The sequence below is a fragment of the Actinoalloteichus spitiensis RMV-1378 genome, assembly GCF_000239155.1.
GTDB lineage: Bacteria > Actinomycetota > Actinomycetes > Mycobacteriales > Pseudonocardiaceae > Actinoalloteichus_B > Actinoalloteichus_B spitiensis.
The window spans coordinates 1-2,319 of sequence record NZ_AGVX02000329.1; the positions used below are offsets into that span (position 1 = coordinate 1).

Consider the following 2,319-nt stretch of genomic DNA (forward strand, 5'->3'; position numbering starts at 1 on the left):
GGGGACGCCGGGGCCCGGTCACCACCTCCGGGCCCCGGCGTCCACCCGGGATCAGGGGTTGGCCAGCGCCTGCTCCGCCTCGCGGAAGAAGCGTTCCACGCCCTCCTCGATGGAGATCCTCCCGTGGCTGATCTCCTCGTCGAGCCGGGACATCAGGCGCTCGACGCCCGCGCCGCCGGGCGGCGGCGCGATGCCGGGCTCTCCCAGCTGGTCCTCGACGCTGGCCTCGTACTCGTCGATCACCACGTCGACACCCTCGAGGTTGGCCTGCTCCCGCTGGGTGTAGGTGGCCGGCAGTCCCCGGTTGGCCCCGAAGATCGCGCCCACCTCCGGGTCGTTGATCATGAAGTCGATGAACTCGGCCGCCACCTCGGGGTGCTCGGAGCGGGCGGACACGCTCATCAGCATCGACGGCTTGAAGTACAGGCCGAGCTCGCCGGTGTCGGTGGGGTAGGGAGCCAGCGACAGCTCACTGCCGTAGGTGTTCTGGGCGCTCACCATGAAGTTGTCCCAGCCGAACTCGCCGATGACCTGGCCCTTGCCCAACGACGTCGCGGTGTCACCCTTGATGATGACACTCGCCGGAGGGGTCGTCTCGTCCTCCCGCATCCGCTCGCTGATCTCCCAGAACTCGGCGAGGTCCGCCTCGTCGAAGCCCAGCTCCCCGTCGTCGGTGAAGATCGTCTTGCCCTCCTGCCGGAGCAGCACGTCGAGCATGTGCAGGTGCTCGCCCAGAGCGCCGCTGGCCCACTGCCCATCCGGGAGGTGGTCCTTCACGGTGTCCAGCGCCTCGTGGAACTCCTCCCAGGTCCAGCCCGCCTCGGGCATCTGGGCCCCGGACTCCTCCCACACCGCCGCGTCGTACTGGAAGGACATCATGTTCCGGCCCACGGGCACCGCGAAGTAGTCGTCGCCGATCTTGCCGGCCTCGTCGAGGCCGGGCAGCAGGTCGTCGACGTCCAGCTGCTCGCCGATGTACGGGGTCAGGTCCAGCAGCTGGCCGCGCTCGCTGTACTCCCGCAGGTACGTGTAGTCCATCTGGATGATGTCGGGAGCGTTCCCGCCCGCGGCCTCGGTGGCGAGCTTCTGCCAGTACCCGCCGAACTCGGAGTACGACGTGGTGATCTTCACCCCGGGGTTGCGCTCCTCGAACAGAGCCACCGCCTCGTCGGTGCGTTCGCCCCGGTCCGGGTTGCCCCAGAACGTGTAGCGCAGCTCGATGGTCCCGTCACCGCTGTCGGCTCCGCACCCGGCCACGAGCGCTGTCACCGCGAACGCGGCCGACGTGGCAGCCACCCTGGTCCGCCAGGATCGCCTGGTTCTCAACGACACTGTTGTCTTCCTCTCCCGGATTGCCCCCGCCCTGGAGGCGGGGTCAACGCGTTCCGACGGGCGCGCGGCGCCACGTCGGAGCGGCAGTCTGCGGCGGAACGCGGCGACGGGGCCACCTCGCTCCGGCGTTGTGCTGGTGGGCCTGAGCCCAGCCCCGACCCGGCCGGTTCGGGGCGCCCCCGGTCGGCGACGGCTGGCCGACCAGCACCCGGAGGCCGGCGGTGCTCGTGCCCGGCTTCGTGTGGCGAGGCCGCGAGGATCTCCGCACTGGCGTCTCCTTCGACGTTGCGGTGCCGCGACGGGGTGGCGCGGCGGCCTGGACCGGACCCGCCCCGCGACTCCACTCGCGGCCGCGCTCACCCAGTGATGGCTCAAGGCCCCCGGGGGCGATGGGTGGCGTCACCGTAGGCCGGAAATCGGACATTCTCAAAGTCGCTGGCCAATATCGGCCTGCCAGCTCGCCCCCCAGGCTCGACCACCCTCCGCCGCAGGGCGACGACGCAGGTCAGAGCGCCGTCACCTCGGGTGAGGTGAGGAACACGCAACGATCACCCGCCCGTCGAACCGGCGCACGACGGGCACACCGCGCCGACTGCCCCCCCGCGGGCTGCGCTGGGACGGGCGGGGCCGGCGAGGACGTCGGCCGTCGAACCCCGGAGGCGACCGGGTGCACGCGGCGACCCGACCCGGCCACGCCGCGCTGGGGGCGGCCTGGCCGGGTCGGTGGTGGCTGAGGCGCGGGAGCGTGCGGCGCGGGGCGGGAGTCGACCGACTCGTGCGTCGCTCCTCGACCGGGGCCCCGGCGCCGCTCCGCCGGCACCACGCCCGTCAGGCGGCGGCCCAGAACACGGCGTTGCCCACCTGCGCGTAGAGGCCCTGGGGGTGTCCCCGGAACAGCGGTTCCGTTCCGAAGAGCACGGTCCGCGTGCCGCGCTCCGCGACGCCGCTCACCACGGAGGCGGCACCGGCTGCCGCTCGCGGGCCCCG

1 protein-coding gene is annotated in these 2,319 nt (G+C 72.3%); it reads right to left on the reverse strand.

The window, feature by feature from the left end; all coding sequences use genetic code 11:
• Nucleotides 1-51 precede the first annotated feature (51 nt).
• Nucleotides 52-1,326, reverse strand: coding sequence for an ABC transporter substrate-binding protein (locus ACTIDRAF_RS0214920; RefSeq protein ID WP_211215352.1), 1,275 nt, complete (start codon nt 1,324-1,326; stop codon nt 52-54).
• Between the last annotated feature and the right edge of the window lie 993 nt (nt 1,327-2,319).